Source organism: Bradyrhizobium sp. A5 (genome assembly GCF_042076515.1).
GTDB classification, from domain to species: domain Bacteria; phylum Pseudomonadota; class Alphaproteobacteria; order Rhizobiales; family Xanthobacteraceae; genus Bradyrhizobium; species Bradyrhizobium cosmicum.
The window spans coordinates 5,586,515-5,606,275 of sequence record NZ_CP148990.1 but is presented as its reverse complement, the minus strand read 5'-3'; the positions used below and the strand labels follow the sequence as shown (position 1 = coordinate 5,606,275).

Annotated in this window: 11 protein-coding genes and 1 pseudogene; 5 read left to right on the top strand and 7 right to left on the bottom strand. The window is 61.5% G+C overall.

The annotated features are described in order from the left end of the window. Window positions 1-67: 67 nt before the first annotated feature. The 4 genes from WHZ77_RS26655 to WHZ77_RS26640 form a co-directional block, all read right to left on the bottom strand. A complete protein-coding gene (locus WHZ77_RS26655) occupies window positions 68-1,270 on the bottom strand; it encodes a glycosyltransferase family 4 protein (protein ID WP_375310674.1) in 1,203 nt (400 codons plus the stop codon). Between the two features lie 55 nt (window positions 1,271-1,325). Continuing rightward, complete coding sequence (locus tag WHZ77_RS26650) at window positions 1,326-2,528, bottom strand: glycosyltransferase family 4 protein (protein WP_375310673.1); 1,203 nt, start codon at window positions 2,526-2,528, stop codon at window positions 1,326-1,328. 42 nt (window positions 2,529-2,570) lie between these two features. Further along, a complete protein-coding gene (locus WHZ77_RS26645; RefSeq protein WP_375314819.1) occupies window positions 2,571-3,851 on the bottom strand; it encodes a hypothetical protein in 1,281 nt (426 codons plus the stop codon). Between the two features lie 173 nt (window positions 3,852-4,024). After that, window positions 4,025-5,254: a polysaccharide biosynthesis/export family protein gene (locus tag WHZ77_RS26640; RefSeq protein ID WP_375310672.1), complete on the bottom strand. Its 1,230-nt coding sequence runs from the start codon at window positions 5,252-5,254 to the stop codon at window positions 4,025-4,027. A gap of 538 nt (window positions 5,255-5,792) precedes the next feature. On the opposite strand from WHZ77_RS26640, the gene WHZ77_RS26635 reads away from it, so the two are divergent. Continuing rightward, entirely contained in the window at window positions 5,793-5,936 is a 144-nt protein-coding gene (locus WHZ77_RS26635) for a hypothetical protein (protein WP_167527463.1), read from the top strand. Between the two features lie 11 nt (window positions 5,937-5,947). Here WHZ77_RS26635 and WHZ77_RS26630 read toward each other — a convergent pair whose 3' ends face one another. Together WHZ77_RS26630 and WHZ77_RS26625 are read right to left on the bottom strand one after the other, a co-directional pair. Beyond that, window positions 5,948-7,111, bottom strand: coding sequence for a glycosyltransferase (locus WHZ77_RS26630; RefSeq protein WP_375310671.1), 1,164 nt, complete (start codon window positions 7,109-7,111; stop codon window positions 5,948-5,950). A gap of 67 nt (window positions 7,112-7,178) precedes the next feature. Next, entirely contained in the window at window positions 7,179-8,294 is a 1,116-nt protein-coding gene (locus WHZ77_RS26625; protein ID WP_375310670.1) for a glycosyltransferase family 4 protein, read from the bottom strand. A 287-nt stretch (window positions 8,295-8,581) separates the two neighbouring features. On the opposite strand from WHZ77_RS26625, the gene WHZ77_RS26620 reads away from it, so the two are divergent. The 4 genes and pseudogenes from WHZ77_RS26620 to WHZ77_RS26605 all read left to right on the top strand — a co-directional run bounded on the left by WHZ77_RS26620 (window position 8,582) and on the right by WHZ77_RS26605 (window position 13,087). After that, window positions 8,582-9,601: an NAD-dependent epimerase gene (locus tag WHZ77_RS26620; protein WP_375310669.1), complete on the top strand. Its 1,020-nt coding sequence runs from the start codon at window positions 8,582-8,584 to the stop codon at window positions 9,599-9,601. A gap of 146 nt (window positions 9,602-9,747) precedes the next feature. Then, on the top strand, window positions 9,748-11,064 hold the full coding sequence (locus WHZ77_RS26615; protein WP_375310668.1) for a UDP-glucose dehydrogenase family protein: 1,317 nt from the start codon (window positions 9,748-9,750) through the stop codon (window positions 11,062-11,064). Window positions 11,065-11,184: 120 nt separating this feature from the next. Next, a pseudogene (locus tag WHZ77_RS26610) lies at window positions 11,185-11,520 on the top strand (aldose 1-epimerase family protein); the annotation flags it as partial. 493 nt (window positions 11,521-12,013) lie between these two features. Beyond that, on the top strand, window positions 12,014-13,087 hold the full coding sequence (locus tag WHZ77_RS26605) for a hypothetical protein (protein ID WP_375310667.1): 1,074 nt from the start codon (window positions 12,014-12,016) through the stop codon (window positions 13,085-13,087). Here WHZ77_RS26605 and WHZ77_RS26600 read toward each other — a convergent pair. Beyond that, the gene (locus WHZ77_RS26600) at window positions 13,051-19,527 is read right to left on the bottom strand and encodes an SDR family NAD(P)-dependent oxidoreductase (RefSeq protein ID WP_375310666.1); all 6,477 of its coding nucleotides are present in this window, start codon (window positions 19,525-19,527) and stop codon (window positions 13,051-13,053) included. The genes WHZ77_RS26605 and WHZ77_RS26600 overlap by 37 nt on opposite strands. Window positions 19,528-19,761 lie beyond the last annotated feature (234 nt).

Here is a 19,761-nt window from a genome sequence, read left to right as displayed (position 1 = left end):
GTTGCAAACCAGCTTCACGCACTTCGCCGGCCGGATTGACGATCGACACGCGATCGTCAATCGCCCGTCACGTGGTTCGTCGGCCGCGGACGACGCTTTCGAACAGGTTGCGATACTCGTCGACGACGCTCGTAAAGGTATATGGATTCGATTCCAGCGACAGTTGCTTAACCATCGCTAAGATTTCGTCCGGCTTCGACAGAAGTTGCCGGATACTGGCGGCCAGGGATTCCGCATCCGGTTCCGTGAGCCAGCCCTTCGCCCCGCGCGCAACGGCCTCGGGGATGCCGCCGAATCTCGTGCCGAGAAACGGCTTGCCGGCGGCGCGCGCGTCGGCAACGACGATCGGACCGGGCTCCTCCCAGATCGGCGGAATGACGACGACGTCGATCTGCTCGTAGAACTTCTCCGGCGCAACGAAGCCGAGGAACTCGAGCGTGGCGTGCTGCGCCAGATTGCGAAGCTCCTGCTTCAACTCGTCGCTGGCATAGCCGGCGATGATGAGCCGGACCGAGTTCAGCGGCAGCAGGCCGATAGCCTTGACCAGATTGTAGATGCCTTTTTCCTCGGTCAATCGACCGATGAAGCCGAGCCTCAGCACATTCGAGGGAGGCGTGGCGGACGGGGCGATCGGCTCGAGTGCCGATGCATGCCGGATGACCTTCCGCGTCGTGTTCGAGAACAGCCCGAGCTCGGTGTGGATGTCGAGGATCCGCTGGCTCACGCCGACGACGGCGCTCAACTGGCCGGTCGCGCTGCGGCGGCTGATCGTCAACAATTTGCAGCTGAGGCAGGTGTGCTTGCATGCCCGGCCATTGGAGAAGCGCGAGCATCTCGGGCAGGTCAGATAATAGTCGTGCAGGGTGTGGACGATCGGAATGCGCCGGTCATGCGCCGCCTTCCAGACCGCCGTTGTCAGGCCCGACAAATTGTTCGAATGCAGCAGGTCAGGCTTGAAGGCATCGATGCGCGCGCCCACGACGTCAGCCGTTCGCTGCCAGTCCTCGACGGCGTGCCAGATGCCGCGCGCAGGCGCGCTGCGCTGTTCGGTAAACGGCAGATAAATATTCTTGCTCCGCGCAGAGTAGACGTCGACGTCGTTGAATCGCTCGGCCTTCTGGTCCGGCACGGAGGCGGCGCGAACCACCTCGATCACATCCCCGCGCGCGACGAGGCTCTCGACCAGCCGCCGCACGAATATTTCGGCGCCGCCGACGACTTTCGGCGCGCCGGGCGTCGGGTACAGCGATGAGGTGACGAGGACCTTCATTAAGAATGTGTCTCAATATCCATTGTGGCATTGTGCTGCTGCAGCTTTTCGCCCGCTATTCTTGTGAAGAGGCCCCGGCCTTGCCGGTGTACATCTCCAGAATTTGCCGTGTGATCGTCTCGGGGGTGAATTTCTCCGCAAAATCCGGTCGGGCAGGTGAGTTCTTCTTCCACCGATCCGCCTGTCGAATTGTCTCCTGCATCAGTTCGGCAAGCCGGCGGTGGTCGTGTGGCTCATATTTTCCTACAATATTAGAAAACTCGGATATCTCCGGTATTCCACCGGCTGTGGAACAAATTGTGGCCTTGCCGGCCCCGATCGCCTCGATCAGCGTCCGTGGCAGCGGCTCCGGCCAGACGGAGCTGATCAGGCAGACGTCGACGCCCGCATAAAAGTCGGCGGACTTGGTGAAGCCGAGCCATTGCACGCGATCATTTCGCGAAGCTGCCTTCAAATCGCGCACATAGGCTTCGAGGCCCCTGCCGGCGATCTTGAGCTGCCAGCCGGCGTCGGGGAGCAACTCGGCGGCCTTGAGGACGACATTTATGCCTTTCTCGGGCTCGAGGCGTCCGATGAAGCCGAAGACCACGTCGTCACAGGCAGGCCCGGGTGTCGCGCCGAGATTGGTCGTGTCGGCGATATTGTAGACGACGCGGCGGGGAATGTCGGTGAAATAGCCGGGTGCGAGGTGACGATCCAGCACGAACTGGCTGTTCGATGTTACCGCGTCGACCATGCGCGACGCGCGGCGATAGGGCGCGGTCATGGTGGCGCAGGCCGTGCAACGCTGCATGCAGGTCGCGCCCGCCCGGAAGAGCGTCGACCGTTTGCAGATCAGCGCATAGTCACGCAAGGTGTGCACGATTCTGATGTTGCGACGTTTGGCTTCTGACCACAGCGAGACGGAAAAACCCGTCAGGTTATTTGTGTGAACGACATCGGGCTTTTCGATGTCGAGAACCTCGGCGAATCGCTCGGCCGCCTTGCGATTCCAGGTGTCGCGCAAATGCCATTTGAGCCGCTGCATTGACGAGAGCTTTTTGTCCCGGCCGAACGGCCAGTAATCATTGTCCAGCGGCAGCCGATAGACGCGTACGCCATTGCGCTCGTCGACGGACCGCGTCCGACCATCCTGAAGACAGACGACCGCCACCTTCTCGCCACGCTGTGCGAGCGCTTCCGCGAGCAGCGACACCGAGACTTCAGCGCCGCCGATGATTTCCGGCGGATAGAGTGTATTGACGATCAGAATTTTCAAGAAACGCCCCGGATCTGGCAGTGCGCGGCCGCCATGACAGCGTCAGTTGACGGGCCGGATCTCGAAGTCGAGCGCGGCCTGTCCCTTCGCGGTGACGAGCACAGGGGTGGTCGAGAGCTCCGTCCAGGCGCCGGGAGCGGGACCTGCCCCTTGCTGGCAAACATGGGTGACCTCGGCATTCGGTTCTGCGCCTTTCAATCGTACTTCAAAACGCCTGGTCGGGGTTTCCAACCAAAGAGCCGCCTTCGTGTCCGACCCATCCTGGCTTCGGACGAGGACGACGCCCGGAGCGGGTTTCGTTTTCTCCGCCTTCAGGCTCGTACGAATAAACGCCCAGCTTTCCCGGATCGAGCATACAGCGGGCTTCGGCGAATTGTCGAAATGATAGATGCCGAAATTGTTCTCGAGCTCGGTCGGCTTGGTGCCGCTGTCCTTGAGTTCGTAAAGCCAGAGACCCTTCAACCATGGTCCTGCCGTCGACGACCACAAGATCATCTGGGCCATATTGTCGGCCGTCATTTGTTCACTCACGCTGCATTTGGCGTCGCCGTTGGGCCAGCCTGTCTCGGTGAGATAGATCGGATAGTTGGGGTTATTCGTGGCCTGCGCGACACGCTGATGAAAGGCTTCCAGTCGCTCGATCGCTTCAGCGGCAGTTCGCCTCGCCGGGTTCATGCAGTGATTGTAGATATGGATCGAAATTCCGTCCGCGATATCAAGCAGGCCGGTCCGCAGCAGCGCGTCGGTCCACTTCCAGCCGGGATCGTCGCCGAGGGCGCCGACGACGAAGGGAGACGAGGGGGCCGCACGTTTGACAACCGGCTGCACCACCCGCGCGAGCGCCACGTAGTTTTCGATGCTGAAGTTCGGATTTTTGCGCGCTTCGAGATTGTACTCGTTCCACAACTCGAAGATGGGCCGTCGGGCGCTAAGCGTTTGCGCCACGACGGTCGCGTAGTTGACGAAGCGCTGACGAGCCTCGTCGGTCGTCGGTGGGGTCGAATTCGGAACGAGGTGATGGCCGAAAGCCAGAATGATGGCGGGCGGGCCGATGTTGGCTTTGATCTGCGCATCGAGGCGACCGAGCAGCGGATTGAAGCCGAGCTGCCGGCCCGGCAGCTCGAAATCCGACCAAGGCAGATCGTCGCGGAACGAGGTCGCGCCAAGCTCCTTCATCTGCTTCACGGAGATGGCGGGTACATAACCCCGATTGCTGATCGAGCCGCCGAGGCCCTGGTGCGTGCCCACACCGAACAGAAGGCGCTGATCGAGCGGCTGCGCATTCTGAGCACTGGCCGCGGCCGACGACAAACCGATGGTCATGACCAAGGCGGCAAGCTGCCATCGCGAATGGGGCCGATCTCGTCTGCTTGGCTCAGTCACTCTGTTGCTCCACATTGGCCAATCGATTTGGCCGAACGAACTACCTCTCCCTTATGGTTCGAATTAGGCGGACCGCCGCCGCATATGTGCGGACGGCGGTTCCGTGTTCGAGGTTACTTCGCGTTCAAGACAACCGAGCTGATGTTGTCCGCGTTCACGCTTGCGGCATTCAGCGGGTTCATGAGCTTGATGAATTCGGTTGACGGCGATTCCGCGACCGAGATCACGTCATGATCGCGCATCCGGAACGTATCTGCCTGGAACCAGCCATCAGGCTTGCTCATGTCGAACTTGTAGACGGCGGGGACCGTCTTGGTCGGGAACTGCGAGACGTCGATGCCGATCTGCTGCAGCAGCGACTTCGGCTCGAAGCGGTAGACGTAGATGGACTTGGAGTCCGCACGGTTGCTGTCGAGGCCGCCTGCCTTCGCCAGGGCTTCAGCCAGCGACATGTTGTCGTTCTCGAACGAGAAGCGGCGGTTGTTGGTGCCGCCGATCGATCCCGGCGACGGCGTCGAGCCGAACACCATGTAGACGCGCGGAATGCGGGTCAGGAAGACGACGTCACCCGGCGCGAGCAGCGCGTCTTCGTTGGGGTTGTGCACCACCGAGGACATCGTCTCGCTGTAGGTTCGGCCCTCGCGCTTGATCGTGATCGTGCTCTCGTAGGACGGGTACTTCGGGCCGCCGGCGCGCGCGATCGCGCCCATCAGACGAATCCCGCCCGGGTCGACCGGGAAGCGGAGCGGCGAGTTGACCTCGCCGAGCACGCTGATCTGGTTGCCGCGCTGTTCGGCGACGCTCACGACCGCCTGCGGGTCGATGGCGCGGTCCTTGAGGCGCTCGCGAATGATGTTCGACACGGCACGCGGTGTCAGCCCCGCGACCTTGATCGATCCGGCGTACGGAATGTTGATGTTGCCGGACTGGTCGACCTGCTGCCGCGGAATGTCCACGAAGTTGCCCGGCCTGACGCCCGCTTCGCGTGGAATGAACAGGCCGCCTGCCTGCGCTTCGTACACGGTCACTGTGACGATGTCGCCGATGCCGATCGTGACGTCGCGGTAGTTGCCGCCCGGGAGGCGGGAGAACACCATTCCGGAGGAGTCCGTGAAAGCGTTGGTCGCCTGCAGGATCGCCGGATTGACCGGCATCAGGGCGTAGGCGAGCGGCGCGGTCGGCTCGGTGACGAGCGCAGCATTTGTTTGCGTGGAAACGGCATCCGGAGCGTCTAACGGAATGAAGCCTCCGCAACCCGCCAGGGAGATGCTGATCGCAGCAACAGCCAGGATTCGGCTAATCCCGAAATCAAAATTAAAACGTTCGGCCTTAGCCACCAGCATTCCCTCGTACTCATCTAAAATCTGAATCACCGTACCAATCATCGTGCTGCGGAGTCACTGCTACCTCTTCGACTTTATGGTAAAGCACTTATGGCTGTGACCTTATTGCAACTTGTGAACCTCGATGCACGCCCAAATCGCTGTTTAATTTTTGTGCGGAACGTCCTCTTTAACAAGCAGTTCGCGAACTGGACATACACGTGTCAGATCGATGTCACGATTGAGGCTGCGGTTGAACTTGTGAGCGGTGTGCGGCGATGGACCTGACATGCAACGGCATCGTCGCGAGATGAGACCGCCGTAAACTTCCAGTATTGGATTCGATTCTGGCCGACCTTGCGTTGTGTTTTCGTCGTCCTGCGGCAGGCATGACGCCCGAGCGGGCGTTCTCGCCGGGGCATCGGAGCAATTTTCTGCGACGGGATTCCGCCTCCATTAACGCTTAGATTTGGAAGCTGGCGTCGCGCTGGTGTCCGTAAGGTCTTCCTAATCCTGATCCGGCTAGTGGTCGGTCAAGCAAGAAGGGAAGGCGAAGACGATGTTGCACACCGGATCACTGCTGTTCGCGGCCGGTTTTCTCGTCTGCGCGATGGTCGTCATGTTCGCGATCGCGTGGTCGTTCTCGGACAAGCGCGTCATCGACGCCGAATTCGCGCCAGACGAGGCTCGTCGGCTGGCCTGATTGGCCGGTCGCTACGATCGCAGATTGTTCGGAAGGTCGGATTGCAGCTTCGTCCGCTGCCCGGATTCGCTGATCCGAACATGCAGCACGTCGGAATAGACCTGGCTCAGGGTACGGTGGGTCTGCTCGATGTCGTAGAGTCGGGTAAAGCGCTCATATCCGGCCCGGCCAACCGCGGGCAGGTCAAGCCTGGTTGCGCGCTGAAAACCTTCAACCAGTTTTTCGGCCGAGACTTCGTCGCACAGCACGCCGGTCACATTATCTTCGACGATCTCCGGCAGCGCGCCGATGCGGAAGGCGATGATCGGCTTGGCTGCGCGCATCGCCTCGATCGCGACGAGGCCGAATGCCTCCCAGCGCGAGGGAATGGCGACCATGTCGGCCTGCTCGAGCTCGGCCTCGATCTGGTTGCGGTTCATCCAGCCCAGAAACGTTATGTTGGCCGGCAGGTCGCTTCTGCGGAATTTGCTGACGACGGAGGCGCCGATCAGGCGCACGTCGAGCTTGTCGCCGAGCGCGCGCGCCGCCTCGATCAGCAGATCATAACCCTTCTGGCGGTCGAGCCGGCCGATGAAGAGGACCTTGATCTTGTCAGACTGCCACGGCGCCGCGCCCTTGTCGTCGAGCGCCGGGCGCTGCCTGGAAATCCCATTGTGCACAAGAACCAGGCGATTGTCCGCGATTCCGACCTGTCTTGCATCCGTCAGCTCGCTTTCGGAGATGCAGACGATGCGATGCGTGAGTTTCGACAGCACGAGTTCGGTGAACTTGGTGACTTCGCGGCTGAGGCGGCCGGTCTCGCGGCCGAACGCCCATCCGTGCGGGCAATAGACGATGCGCGAACGCCGATAGGTGAGCCAGAGCACCGGGCGCACCACGAGCCCGGCGAACGACGAGTGAAGGTGGATGATGTCAGGCCGCAACTGCCGGACCGCGCGCATGGTCGCAAACAGCATGCGGAACAGGCCGATCGCGTTGCGGCCGTCGCGCGGGAACGTGGTGACGGCATCATCCTCGATGTTCACCAGATCGCCGCGATGGTCGGATGGAACGACATAATTGACGTTTCCACGCCCGAAGCTCGCGCTCTGATGCGGATGCAGCTCGTTGAGGTAGGTGGCGATGCCGCCCCTGACCGTTTCGGCGACATGTAGAACTTTCAGGCCGCTGGACAACGGTTAGTCCTTCCTTGTCTTGCAGACAGCGCGTGTAACGCCTCTAAACAGCAATATTTGGGCCGCGTCATCGTGCCGTGCGGCCGGATGCGGTGTGGGAAGAGGGGCTGGCAAGGAATTCGAGCATCGCTGCGGCGGACTTGGCCCAGGAATACGTCGACAGTCGCTGTCGCTGCTTCTCCTGTTCAGCCGGCGAAATCCTGCCGAGCTCAATTTTTTCGCGCATCCGGGCCAATAGCTCATCCGCGCTGAGCGGATCGAAATAGACGGCAGCATCGTCGCAGGTCTCGCGCACGGCATCGGCGGAACTCGCAATGACCGGACAGGCGAAGAACATCGCTTCCAGGGGAGGCACCCCGAAGCCCTCATAGAGGCTCGGAAACACGAACGCAGTTGCCCGGGAGAACAGCGCCGCGATCTCCTCGTCCTTCAGGCGGCCCGCAATGATGATTCCGGCTTTCTGCGAGGCGGCGCCGCCTCCAAATACCTTGCTGTTGTCGCCGCCGACGACGACCAGCGGAAAATCGGGGCGGCCGAGCCGCTCGGCCGCTCGAATGGCAGTGTCGACGTTCTTGTTCTTCGTCATCGAGCCGACGAAGAGGAAGAACTGATGGGGGACAAGATGCAGTCGATCGAGGATCGAGACATCGGGCTCGACGGTCGCGAAATGTTCTGCGCTGTTCGCAATGACGGGAATCGAAGCGGGATCGAGCGACAGCACGTCGGCAAGTTCGTTGCGCGAAAACGTCGAAACTGTTGCGATCGTTGCCGTGCGCGCCAGTAAATGGCCGAGCGTCCGATGCAAAGCGAGGTAGCGCCAGCTGAAGAAGTCCGGCCGCCTGAAAACCTGCGCGTCGTGAATCACGACCAGATGGTCGCGGTGGAGCACCGGACCGGAGTTGGCGAGGCTGACGAGGCGCGTCCCGGCGGCCGCACGCGCCAGATCGACCTGATCCCACGCGTGCCCCTGCAGCGATCCGACCTGCTTGATTTGAATGCGGCTAAGACCGGCGAGCGTCTGCGCATTCGGGGGCGCAAGGATCTGCCATTCTGCATCCAGCAGTTGCTGCGGGGCCTCTCCTCTCGCGAGCAAGCGGTCCATCGCTTTGACGATTTCGGCAGCGTAGCGTTGCACGCCCGTGAGCGATTGTGACAGGAACCTGCCGTTGATGGAGAGTTTCAAAGCCGATCTTTTTCTTCGTGGGTGTCTTGTTCTTCGCAGGTGTCCTGCGCGAGCATTGCCTCAAGACTAAGCATTCGCGCCGAATATAGGATCTATGAAGTGTAGCACATGTGGCGCTATCGTCCGAGCATCCTCGCAGGCGGATAGCATGCGAGGATGCATGGCGCCATCATGTTTCCTACACATTTCGATGCGCTTACATGAGCCGCCTGATTTGATGATTGTCGCAATCGTCCAAACCTTGCCTCTCATGTCCTGGTCTGGCATTGCTTCGCGGAATGAACGAGATGACAACTTTGCGGCCAGTGATCGTTACCGGTGCTGCCGGCTTTATCGGAATGCACGTTTGTGAACGGCTGTTGGCGCGCGGAGAGCAGGTCGTCGGCATCGATGCGATCACGCCCTATTACGATCCCGCGCTGAAGCGTGCGCGCCTCGCAACGCTCAAGCACCGTCCTGGGTTCAGATTCTACGAGATCGATCTCGCAGACTTTGCCGCGGTGACGCGCGTTTTCGACGAGGTCGCGCCCGACCGAGTCGTGCACCTGGCGGCGCAGCCCGGCGTGCGCGCGTCGATCGACGATCCTATCACCAGCATCCGCGCCAATTGTGACGGCTTCGTCACCGTGCTCGAGGCCGGCAGGCGTCATGGTCTGGCGCATCTCGTCTACGCCTCGTCGAGTTCCGTATATGGCGCCAACCGCACCTTGCCATATTCGACCGAGCATTCGGTGAACCATCCCGTCAGCCTTTATGCGGCAAGCAAGAAGGCCAACGAACTGATGGCGCACACGTTCGCGCATGTTCACAAGCTGCCGGTGACTGGCCTTCGCTTCTTCACCGTCTACGGCCCGTGGGGCCGGCCCGACATGGCTGCCTGGCTGTTTACGCGTGCGATCTTCGCCAATGAGCCGATCAAGATCTTCAATAATGGCGACATGTGGCGCGACTTCACCTATGTCGATGACATCGTCGAAGGCGTGATCCGCACGCTCGATCGTCCCGCGAGGCCGAATCCCGAGTGGAACGCCGAGCAGCCGGAAAATTCGTCGAGCTATGCGCCGTATCGCGTCTACAACATCGGCAACAACCGCTCGGTCAATCTGATCGAGTTCGTCGAAACGCTGGAGAAGCTCATCGGCAAGCCCGCGATCCGCAAGCTGCTGCCGATGCAGGCGGGCGACGTCCTGGAGACGCGCGCCGACATTTCCGCGCTCCAGCGCGACGTCGGTTTCGCGCCTTCGACGTCACTTGCAGATGGCCTCGGTCGCTTCGTCGAATGGTATCGAAAGTACCACGGCGTCTGATCGCGTGATCGGTAGCACTTGCGTGCCGTGTGGCTCGTGTGCCTTTGGTCGGGCGGCAATCTGCCCGAATGTTGGGCGCGCGGTCGGATAGAGAAATCGGCTAGGGTGTTCAGTGGAACATCCGTCTTCAACGGAAAGAGTTTTTCATGCGCATCGCGATGATCGGAACGGGCTATGTGGGACTGGTGTCCGGAGCCTGCTTTGCGGATTTCGGTCACGACGTCACCTGCGTCGACAAGGACGAGAAGAAGATCGCTGCGCTTCATCGCGGTGAGATTCCGATCTACGAGCCCGGCCTCGACGAACTGGTCGCGACCAACGTGAAGGCCAAGCGTCTGGACTTCACCACCGACCTGTCGAAGCCGGTGGCGGATGCTGACGCCGTGTTCATCGCGGTCGGTACGCCCTCGCGCCGCGGCGATGGCCACGCTGATCTGTCCTATGTCTACGCCGCCGCGAAAGAGATCGCGCAGTCGCTGTCCGGATTCACCGTGGTGGTGACGAAGTCGACTGTGCCGGTCGGCACCGGCGACGAGGTCGAGCTCATCATCCGCGAGACCAATCCCAAGGCTGACGTCGTCGTCGCCTCCAATCCGGAGTTCCTGCGCGAAGGCGCTGCGATCCGCGACTTCAAGTTCCCCGATCGCGTCGTGGTCGGCACCTCCGACGAGCGCGGCCGCAAGGTGATGGGCGACATCTACCGTCCGCTGTCGCTGAACCAGGCGCCGCTGATGTTCACGGAACGCCGCACCGCCGAGATGATCAAATACGCTGCGAACGCGTTCCTCGCGACCAAGATTACCTTCATCAACGAGATCGCGGACCTCTCCGAGAAAGTCGGCGCCAACGTCCAGGAGGTCGCACGCGGCATTGGCCTGGACAACCGCATCGGCACCAAGTTCCTGCACGCGGGTCCGGGCTTCGGCGGCTCGTGCTTCCCGAAGGACACGAAGGCGCTGATCAAGATCGCGCAGGACTACGACGTTTCCTTGCGCATCGTCGAATCCGTGCTGGCGGTCAACGAGAGCCGCAAGCGCGCGATGGCGCGCAAGGTCAGCCAGGCGCTCGGCGGCTCGCTGCGCGGCAAGACCGTCGCCGTGCTCGGCCTCACCTTCAAGCCCGACACCGACGACATGCGCGACGCGCCGTCGATCCCGCTCGTCACCGGCCTGATCGACATGGGCGCGAAGGTCAGGGCGTTCGACCCCGTCGGCATGGAGCAGGCCAAGGGTGAACTCCCCAGCATCACCTATTGCGAGGATGCCTATTCCTGCGCGCAAGGCGCCGACGCGCTCGTCGTCGTCACCGAATGGGTCCAGTTCCGCGGCCTCGATCTGGACCGGTTGAAGGCGACCATGGCTCAACCCGTCGTCGTCGATCTCCGCAACATCTACCGTCCCGAAGAGATGGCTGCGGCCGGCTTCGTCTACGAGAGCGTCGGGCGGCCGTCGTTTCAGGCCTAGCAGACCTCCAGCGGAGCGACGGGCTTTCGCGACTTTTCGTCGCCCGTCGCGAGGCGGGCGGAGTGGCCTCCGTTGCGATATGATCCGATCGCACGCCTCGTCGCCGCCGTGGAGACCGTCATGACTGACGACACGCACACGATTCGCAGCGGCTCACTCACGGCGACCATCAAGGCGCACCGCGCCGAGCTGTGCTCGTTGAAGGCTGGCAGCGGTACCGAATTCGTCTGGCAGGCCGGTCCGGCGTGGCAGCGCCACGCGCCACTGCTGTTTCCGATTGTCGGGCGCCTCGCCAATGACGAGATGCGGCATCGGGGCAGGACCTACCAGATGACCCGCCTGATGGCGACCTATGCGATCGACGATCGAGGTCTCGATCTCTCACTCACGGTCATCAACACCGGCGGCGAGACATTGCCAGTGTCGCTCGGTGGTCATCCCGCCTTCAAATGGCCGAAGCTCTATCGGAAGCCCGCCAGGCACTAAGGGTCTGTTGCGGACATTACGCGATAAGCGCGGAAGTCAGCTAAGCGTCAAGGTTGCATGTGACAGTGCAACCGTCATCAATGGCGCAGACATGCCGTTAGTATCGATCATCTCGGTTACCAGCGCTTCCTGGAAGAAGGAAACGACATTACTACCTCCGCCGGCATCGGGGCAAGCGACGGGGAGAGAGAACGCTGCCCGATGTGCCGCAAATTGTGGCCATCGTCAGAATCTTGAGGGCGTCGGATCCTGCGGCTGCGGCGAGCCATAGCCAATGGACCCTTGTTCATTGAACATAGGGATATGACCAATTTGATATCGGTAGCACGACCCCGCTTTTGAATTTGCGAGTGCGAATCTGCATTTGTTGTAACTTAAGAACAGGGGCCGTGAGGCGGCGATACGTCTGCTGGCTTGCGGTGATTGCGGCGGCGATCATCTTGAATAGCGAGGAGGCATCGTGATGAGCGAGCAAACGTGTGATGTGGCGGACATGTCGTCATGGCCACGCAGGAATCACGTCCGGGCCTTCTACTCTGGCCACAGCCTTAGCGAGGGAGTTCCGGAGGTTGTCGCGCAGATTGCGGGCTCACTGGGCCATCAACTTGATTTCGAGACGCAAGTCCTGGGTTACTCGCTGTTGCGTCAGCGCACTAAAGGGGAAGTGCCTTCGGCTTCCGACTGGCCGGGCTATCGATCCGGTCAGAACCGCGAAGGCGCTGGCCTGGATGTCGCCGAAGAGCTGCGCCAACCGCGGCGGCTTGCACCCGGCGACACTTATGACGTCCTCGTCGTGACCGAGCGTCACGATCTGCCCGCCATTGCGCGCAAGGAGCGCACAGCTTTCTATCTGACTGAAATGACGAAACACCTTTTAGCGGGCAATCCCGACGCGGAGGTGTTCCTCTATCAATCCTGGCTTCCCGTGAATCTCGAAGCACCGCTACGCTGGATCGACTACGAGCGGGCGGTCTCGCCGATGTGGGAATGCATTGCCAACCGCGCGAATCTGGACCTGCAACCGCGCGGCGATGCGCCGCGCGTTCGCCTGCTGCCCGGTGGAAGTGCTCTAGCCGAGCTCGCTGCGGCGCTGTGGGAAGACAGCGTGCCGGGCGTTGCGAGCATTTCTCCGGCTGGGCGCGTGCGCCTGCTGTTTTCAGACAACGTGCACATGAGCGATTTCGGTCGCTACTTCATCGCGCTGGTGAACTATGTGGTCCTGTTCGGCGACCGTCCTGACGGCGCGGTAATCCCGACAGGATTATCGCAGGCGACAGGTCGGCACCTGCAAGCGTTGGCATGGCAATTTGCCGTCTCCTACGGCCAGCGGGCGAATGCCGTCGCGGGTCGAGATATGGCAGCTTGCCGAGCTCTGATGCAGAAGCAAATCTGTCCGGCCTATGCAGCCTTTCGGCACGGCAACGGTATGCCGATGCTCGCCACGCTCACGCGCTTGGTCAAAACCTGTTCTTGCCGGCGGGACTACGCTAATGCGCGCGATCACGAAAATCCCTTTGCTTCGCTCGAGGACGAATGAAGCGTTTTGGCGCATGCCATCAGCGGGTCTGCCTTGTCGAGGGCTTCGTTCAATGGACCCATCAACACCTTCGCGTTGGCGCCAAGCAGCAACGTGTCATGATTGCCGGGAATCATGACCGTCTTCAATCCACCTGTGATCACGCTGTCCCATCCGTAGTAGGGCCCTCCGCCGCCATAGATGTAAGGGACATTCTCGGCCCGGAAGAGAATCGCTTTTCCATGCCATGGCTGAGGTCGGTAGCATGCTGCGGCCTGGCCAAAATTGTCGGTAAGCTGGCGGTCTCGCAGCGCGTGTGGAACGGGCCTGTTTCCGCGGACGTACATCCTGATTTGCAACCGCTCGCGCGCCACATGAGCGTGCTCGCGTCTTTTGCGGACGATCTCTTTGATGTAGCCGAGGCCCTCGTTGCGCAAACGTAGGAGCATCCGGTCCAACGAGACCGTGCGCATCGGCATCTGGGGGTGGAAGGTGTCAAAGAATACGAGGAGTGGAACTTCTTCACCTAAAGCCGTCAGTTGTTGCGCCATCTCGAAAGCAACGACACCGCCACCTGAGTAACCCGCTAACAAGTAGGGACCGTGTGGTCGCAACGCGCGGATCTCCGCAATATAGGCCCGGGCCATTTCCTCAATCGACTTATGCGGGCTGCACTTGCCATCGACACCACGGGCCTGCAGCGCGAAGAACGGCTGGTCATGGTGCAGTCCCCAGGAGAGGTCGCGAAAATTGAGAACGTTGCCCCCGGCGCCATGAACGCAAAACAATGGCGTCCGATCGCCACCGCGCGCGACTTCGACCAATGATCGAGGCACTGTCGGAAGCCCCGCGGAATGTATATCCTGTGTTAGCCGAGCTTCGCGGGCCTCATGATCGATGGTCGCCGACGTGACATGGGACAAAGGCAGGTCCTGGCCGCTCCGTTGCGGGAGCACACTGGCACTATCTGCTGAAAGATCGATCGCGGCCAAGCCCTTGGCCTCACGCAACAGCGCCGCGGTCGCAGCAATGGTCGGCGCTTGGAACAGCACCGAAAGTGGCAGTTCGACTCCATGCTCTTTGCGAATCCGGTTGAAAAGCCGCATCGCGATCAGCGACTGCCCGCCCAGTTCGAAGAAGTCATCTTCAATCGAGACCCGCTGAACGCCGAGCATGTCCTGCCAGATAGACGCCAGGTCGCGCTCGATTGCATCTCGGGGGGCTCTAAAACCGACATCGCCACCGGGGCGCACGAGGCCTGGAGTTCCAATGGACCAATTGGCTTCCTCCGCCGGTGTTCCGCGGCCGCCGTGGTCCAACCGGTCGAGCCAGAGGTCGAGGTCGAGGGTGGAGGCGGCGATCTGCGGCGAGAGGTCGTAGGCGAGAATGCGATCAAGCGCTTCAAGACCTTCCGCAGTGGTCATGCCCTCGCGCAGGAAGCTTTCTTCGGCTGTCTCGGGGCCATCCGGCCGTGATGGCTTGGGGGAGGCCGGTATGGCAGCAAATGCCTTGACCCGGCGCATGGTGAACCGTTCGATCGAGACCAGTTCGTTGCCGTTTTCGTCGAGCAGGGTGACATCGAAGATTGCGCTTTTGCCGTCCGCGGCCTGCAGACGCACATGGCTGGAGAACGTCGCCGGCACCGGTTGCCTCACCAGCACGCGGCCATAAGAGAATGGCACGTAGAAATCATCATCGCTTGCAAATCCCGGGATTAGCTTTTGGGCTGCACCGGTCGCCATATCGAGCAGCGCCGGGTGCAGCGCATAGGTTGCAAGATCGGAGGCGAAGACGGCCGGCAACGCGAGATCGATCAGCGCTTCGCCCTCGCCGAGATTGATCGCCCGGAGGTTAGCCCAGCGCGGGCCGAAATCCATGAAGTTCTGGACCAACCGTCCGTTTATCACCTCGACACGCTCGCGGCAGCGTCCGCGAATTGTTGATAGGGAGTGCCTTGGAGCCGATGGGGGATCGGCATAGGCGACACGCGCCGTGACGTATGGCTGCTCGTCGGACTCGCCGTAGATTACGAGGCTATGATCGCCTGCGCGATTCAATCTGATATTGAGCGTGCGCGCCTCGCTAGGCCCGACGGCGCAAGGCTGGAGGAAGATGAGGTCGCTAATATCGATGGGCCGGTCTTCGGGCCGGAAGGCAAGCGCCGCGCGAGCAAGCTCCAGGAAGCCTGTACCTGGAATGACCGCTTGGGCGTTCCTAACGACATGCTCGCCCAACGGCCAATGTGTTTTGGGATGCAGCAAGGAATGAAACACTGTCTGCTCGACATCGTCACGGACGCAGTCGCCAAGGAGAGAGCCGGCGCAGGCGAGATCGCCACCAGTCGTGCCGTGACGCTCGCGGACCAAGGTCGCAAGCATGCCTACCTCTTTCCAGGCATTCCAATTAATGCTGACGATACGTGTACGGCTGCCCCGAGCCGTGCGGGCCTTCGCCACCGCGTCCAGAACAGCGTTGGCGGCTGTATAGTCGACCTGTCCGGCCAGTCCGAGAATCGAACTGACCGAAGAGAAATTGATCAGGACATCCAAGTCGCCATCGCGGAACAGTGATTGCAGGACCAGGGCACCCTTGGCCTTGACCGAAAGCACGGCCGATTGGGTCTCGGGCGAGCGAAGCGCGATCAATTGATCTTTGAGGACGCCGGCGCAATGGAAGACACCGTTGATGCGGCCGAAGCGTCGCGTTGCCTGGGTGACCACATCGGCCATCGCATTCCGGTCGGTGACGTCGGCGGCGGCCAGCATCACCTCGGCGCCGAGCGCCCGCAATGCCCATATCTTCTCGATTTTCCGCGAGGTGCTGTCGTTCGCGCCATGGTCTTGGACCCAGCGCTCCCACGCCGATTCCTCGGGCATCGCCGACCTGCCGACGCACACAAGACGGGCTTTGGCGTGCAGCGCCAGATGCTGCATTAGTTCGAGACCTATGCCGCCCAGTCCGCCCGTGACGAGGTAAACTCCGCTGGGCCGCAGCCAAGTGCGCGCGCCCGGTGCGGGATCCAGCACCAGCCGATCGAAACGCTGCACCCATCGCCCACCGTCGCGCAGGATCACAAGTGGATCGCGCTTGCTGCCGTAGAGCTCGTCGACCAGGCGATCGGCCAGGAGCGCTTCCTCGTTGGATCTGGCCGGCGGCATGACCACGTCGACGACCGAACATGATGCGCCTGGCATCTCGCGGGGCAACACGCGGCAGACGCCCCACAAGGTGGACTTTTCGGGATGTAGCTCGTGTTCGCCGGGAAGCGCCTCGATTGCAGTTCCGATCGCAGTCAGCCGGATCTGATCGACCTCGAAGGTCAAGGCTTGCGCCAAAAACAGCAGGCTGTAGAAATTGCGAACCGCACCGTTGTCCCAAGCAGCAAGGTCGCCATCAGCGGACGAGCCGAAGAAACGCATTGGCCTTGGAGCGAGTGCCCAGAGGTGGACAATATGCCCCGGCAGCGCGTCCTGCCTTCGTAGCCCCTCTAGCAGTCTGGAGTAATCGGCGGCGCTTGTTGGATCGATCGTGAAGCTGAGTGCGCCGCGCTCTGCAAACTGGGGCGCGGCTGTGACCGTGGCAACCCGTGCGCCGGATGCGCGCAGGCGTTTGACGATTGCGGTAGCCAGCGGTGAATTGTCGGTGATAACAAGCCACGGCTTGCGAAGCTCTTCTTCCGGAAGCTGCGCGGAGGGCGCCGAACGCACGAACGCGGGCGCCGAGAACCATCGGCCCAGATCGGGCTGCCGCGTCAGCGAGGTGCTGTGTGGGGCCTGTACGCCCTTATCGATCCAGTACCGCTGCCTTTCGAAGGGATAGGTTGGCAGCGGCACTCGGCGTTGTGACGTCCGCGCGAAGAAACTGGAGGGATCGATCTCGATGCCGGCGACCCAGAGTCGGCCTATCGCCTCCTTCAGGAAGGCAACGTCCGACGCCGCTTCGTTGGGATGACGTAGCGAGGTCGTAACCACCGCGGCTTTGCTGGGCTGCTGCCTGCAAAGGCTGGCAAGCGTGCGGCCAGGTCCGACTTCCAACAGCGCTCGACTGCCGCTCCCCAGCACCATCCGGGCGCCCTGGTCGAACCGAACAGTGTTTCGCAGATGACGGACCCAATAGGCCGGGTCCATCGCTTCGGCGTCGGTGATCCAGGTCCCTGTCAAGTTCGAAACGAACGGGATCGCCGGCTTCTGGAACCGAATAGTTCGGCAGAAGCGCTCGAACTCCGACAGGATCGGCTCAAGCATCGATGAGTGTGCGGCGACGTTGATGTGAATGCGAGTATGTTCGATCTGCTCCGCAGCAAGGTCGGCCTCGAGCTGCGTGATCGCGTCTATCGGGCCTGATGCGACGCAAAGCGAAGGTCCGTTCACAGCAGCCAGCGAAAGGTCGTTTCCAAGTCGCGACCGTACCTGCTCCTCGGATAATGCGACCGACAGCATCGCGCCGCGAGGTAGCGTCTCGAATAACTTACCGCGCAGCGCAACCAGCGCCATCGCATCCGGCATCGTGAGCACGCCCGACACACAGGCGGCGGCGTACTCGCCGGCGCTGTGGCCGATCAGAGCAGCGGGGATCAGGCCCCATGATCGCAGCAGCATCGCCAGGGCGTACTCGACGGCCAACAGTGCAGGAAGCGCCAAAGAGGGAGCCTCCAGCTGCTTGTCCGCCACGGCCACAGCCTCGGGAGGTGGAAACATCAAGCTGCGCAGATCGACAGTGAGGCGTGGTTGAACGACCGCAAGGCAGGCATCCAATGCGTCGCGGAACACCGGTTCCTTCTCATAGAGTTCGGCGCTCATGCCGGCGTATTGTGCTCCACCGCCGGGGAAGAGGAATACCGTCGAAGTGTGTTCGCGCGCGGCCTTACCCGTGAAGACGCGCTGCGGATCGCAGGCCTCCAATTGATCTGCCGCCGAGGCCGCGTCGCGCGCCACCAAAGAGCGACGAACCTCGAAGGCCTCGCGACCGGCCATCAGCGTGAATGCGACCTCATCGAGCGGCTGTCTCGGGTTCGTCCGCAGATGGTTGGCCAGATTCCGGGTCGCTGCGTCGAGGGCCGCGTTGGTTCGCGACGACACAAGAAGCAATTGCGGTCCGGCATCCCTAGGCGTGTGCAGTGGCCTGGGCGGGGCCTCTTCCAGGATGAGGTGGGCGTTGGTGCCGCCGGCGCCGAGGCTCGTGACACCTGCAATCCGCGTCCGGCCAGGAGCCGCCGGCCACGGCCGCAGGCTGGCGTTGACGAAGAATGGCGAGTCGGAAAAACCGGCCTGCGGATTGGGCGTTTGATAGTGCAGCGTTGCCGGCCATTCGCGCTGCTCGAGCGCGCAAACGGTCTTGATCAGGCTGCACATGCCTGCGGCCTCGCCGGCGTGGCCGATGTTGGATTTGACCGAACCGATCGCGCATGACTGGCGTTGGACGTTGGGCCCGAAAGCCTGGACTAGCGCCGTGATCTCGATAGGGTCGCCGATCATCGTGCCCGTGCCGTGCGCCTCAATATAGGACACCTCTTCGGGCGCGACACCGGCGAGATCAAGCGCCTCGGAAATGACCCGAGCCTGCCCGCTGATGCTGGGGGCAAGGTATCCCACCTTGTCAGAGCCATCATTGTTGATTGCTGAGCCGCGGATCACCGCACGGATACAGTCCTCATCGCGCAGGGCATCCGAGAGCCGTTTGAGAACGACACAGCCGACGGCGGATGCCATTACCGTGCCGCCGGCCTGGGCATCGAATGGACGACAGTGTCCGTCGGGAGAGAGGATTTCTCCCGGCCTGTACAGGTAGCCTTTCTGCTCTGGGTAAATGGTGGAGGCGCCGGCCAGCGCCACGTCGCATTCGCCGTTGAGCAGACTCTGGCAGGCGAGATGAACCGCAACGAGCGATGAAGAGCAGGCCGTTTGCACATTCATGCTCGGACCGACCAGGTCGAGTTCGTAAGATACACGCGTTGCGAGGAAATTCGGATCGTTGCCGGTGTGTCGCAGTAGCCAGGCGCCGATTGAGCGCAGGATCTCTTCATTGGTCGTGAGGTTGTAGGTAAAATATTCGCTTGCGCCTGATGCGGCAAAGACGGCGACCGGGCCGCCGATCTTTCCGCCGACATAGCCAGCATCCTCGAAAGCTTCAGACGAGCATTCTAGAAACAGGCGATGCTGCGGGTCGAACACGGCGGCGTCGCGGGGGGAGATGCCGAAAAATGATGCATCAAATTGATCGATGCCATCTAGATAGCCGCACGCCTTGACGTAGGACGGGTCGCGCAGCACCTCGGGGCGCTCGCCGACGGCAAGTAGCTCCTGCTCGGTGAAGACACGAACGCTTTCACGACTCTCGCGGATGTTCTCCCAGAATTTTGTCACGCTGGGTGCGCCGGGGAATCGTCCGGCCATGCCAATGATCGCGATTGAAGACACTTCGCTGTCGCTTTTGCCTCCAGCTGACATCACTTGATCATGCACTGGGCTCGCTCCGAAGGGGGCTTAAATCAGCTGCAAATGATTGAATAGTTTAAGATGAAATACGGATTGACTGGCGAGGTGCCATGCAATGCCGGCCGGTTGCAATCGTTATGCATTTGTCACACTCCGTCCATGGGACGCGATTAATAAACTCGATATTTTTTCAAACGGCGGAAAGTAAGGTAAATTCACCGACGACGTTTTCGCCCCCCCCGGCGTACCGACCGTAAATCA